The following is a 1,915-nucleotide window of genomic DNA, read 5'->3' as shown; positions in this document are numbered from 1 at the left end:
GCCACAGAGTTACGCAGAGGGAGGGATTGAGTTTCTCGGAGAAATTATTTTTGGGATTAAAACTTGAGGATCGAAAGATTTCGTTATGAATATACACGAATAGAAGATAGAACTTAGAAAAAATATTTTGGCCACAGAGTTTCACAGAGGAGGGGCTTGAGTTACACTGAGAAATCTTTTTTTGGTCTTATATATTTTTTAGAGATTTCTATTCGTGTTATATTTTAAGACTTTAATATTCGTGCTTATTCGTGGTAAGTGTTTAAGGTTTTCCTTGTAGTCTGGTAGTTTTACAAAAATTTTTACTCTGTGAAACTCAATCTTTGCCAACTCAGTGTCCTCTGTGAGCAATATTTTGGTTTTTATATTTTTTATTCGTGTCCATTGATGGTGAGTTTTTAAAGATTTTGATATTATCAGTATTAAATTAGGGGGTGGGTTTTTATGAGGATAGGGGTCATGAAGTGTACAGGGTGCAGGCATATAGAGTATGATTCAGATATTGCCTTCGAGAAGATCAAGGATTATTTTAATAAGGATATTTTCATATCTGAACAAGACTCCTTAAATGCTGATATATGGCTTTTGATATCTGGTTGTTCAAATCCCTGTATGGATCACAGTGAGCTGAAAAGTCAGCTTGGGAAGCTCTTTATAATGGATGAAAAAGATGCAGACAAGGCTATCTATATGATAGAAAAACTAAAAAAGAATTTTAATGTCAGCTGAATAAACATGTAATAAAATACCTGTAAAACAGAGGCTTTGTTAAGTTTTCTTGTTATACAGGTATTTTTTTTATGAAGAAAATAAGCCCGGCACCTTGCTTTGGGATGTATAATTTTTTGACATATGACCCTACAGGGTGTATACTTCATAAAAATAGTGCATATGCACATCATGATTCTGAAAAAACAGGAGTTGGCTTTGAAATGAAAATCAAAAATCTGAATTCCAGATTAATTTATTCAGTGGAATATGTTTTATCCAAGAAAATACTCACAGTAGAACTCCATAGGGGAGATATTTACAGGTATTCTAATGTTCCCTTTAGTGAATATGTAAAAATAAGATTTGCCGAATCACCAGGAAGCTATTATACAAAGTTTATTAAAAATGAAAATAAATACAATGTTGAGAAGATTGATAAAATCCCTTTAAAAATAAGATGATTTTTTAAAAATAAAGCAAATTGATGTTTTTTACATGAGAGAAAAAAATAGAAAAGGAGCCTGTCGTCTATTAAAGACAGGCTCCCTTATTTTTTTAACTATTATTTTGACTGGTAGCTGTAAGGAGTAAATGGACCTGTTACCTGGTTGTTAGCAGAAGAACTTGCACTTGTCATTCCAGATGCTAATGAACCGGCAGTACCTGTACCTCCTGAACTCATACCAAAGGCAGCAGAGAAAGATGTGGAAATATTGCCACCACCTCCCTGGCTAGACTCTGTACCTGATCCGGAACCTTCAGAAGAACCTTCGCTGTCTCCGTCTTCAGCAAAAGAAATAGCAGTGTTTAGTATAAGAAAAATTCCTGCTAATATGAGAAAAAGTTTCTTTTTAGTTATAAATTTCATAAAAAACCTCCTGAATAAAAATTAGAATGTGAATCCGATAGCAAGTGAACCTAAGAAGCCTATACTGTCTTCATCAGCTTCTTTGAACAGGTCTGTAAGAGCCAGACCGATACTCACAGGGTAATCCGGGAAAGGAACCAGACTAGTACCAAATGTAGTGATACCTGTAGTGTAGTCAAGGACAAGACTCATCTGAGGGTGCACATATACAGCACCAGCTATAAACGGACCTATTTTGCTGTCTCTGTCATCATCTGTATTTATATCTACAAATCCTTCGTTACCGAATCCTGCAGTGAGTATCATAGGTGCAGTGTCATTTGGAAATAATTTTGT

3 protein-coding genes and 1 pseudogene are annotated in these 1,915 nt (G+C 34.7%); 2 read left to right on the top strand and 2 right to left on the bottom strand.

All coding sequences use genetic code 11. From position 1 onward, the window contains the following. The first annotated feature begins 444 nt into the window (after positions 1-444). Both ABZA26_RS14035 and ABZA26_RS14030 read left to right on the top strand, forming a co-directional pair. Positions 445-729, top strand: coding sequence for a hypothetical protein (locus ABZA26_RS14035; protein ID WP_372715116.1), 285 nt, complete (start codon positions 445-447; stop codon positions 727-729). A gap of 71 nt (positions 730-800) precedes the next feature. After that, the gene (locus tag ABZA26_RS14030) at positions 801-1,172 is read left to right on the top strand and encodes a KTSC domain-containing protein (protein WP_372715115.1); all 372 of its coding nucleotides are present in this window, start codon (positions 801-803) and stop codon (positions 1,170-1,172) included. Positions 1,173-1,273: 101 nt separating this feature from the next. Here the strand turns inward: ABZA26_RS14030 and ABZA26_RS14025 are convergent, their stop codons facing one another. Next, the gene (locus tag ABZA26_RS14025) at positions 1,274-1,579 is read right to left on the bottom strand and encodes a hypothetical protein (protein ID WP_372715114.1); all 306 of its coding nucleotides are present in this window, start codon (positions 1,577-1,579) and stop codon (positions 1,274-1,276) included. 21 nt (positions 1,580-1,600) lie between these two features. After that, positions 1,601-1,915, bottom strand: a pseudogene (locus tag ABZA26_RS14020) (hypothetical protein); the annotation flags it as partial.

The organism is Ilyobacter sp. (genome assembly GCF_041583315.1).
Lineage (GTDB): Bacteria > Fusobacteriota > Fusobacteriia > Fusobacteriales > Fusobacteriaceae > Ilyobacter.
This window is presented reverse-complemented; position numbering and strand designations above follow the sequence as displayed.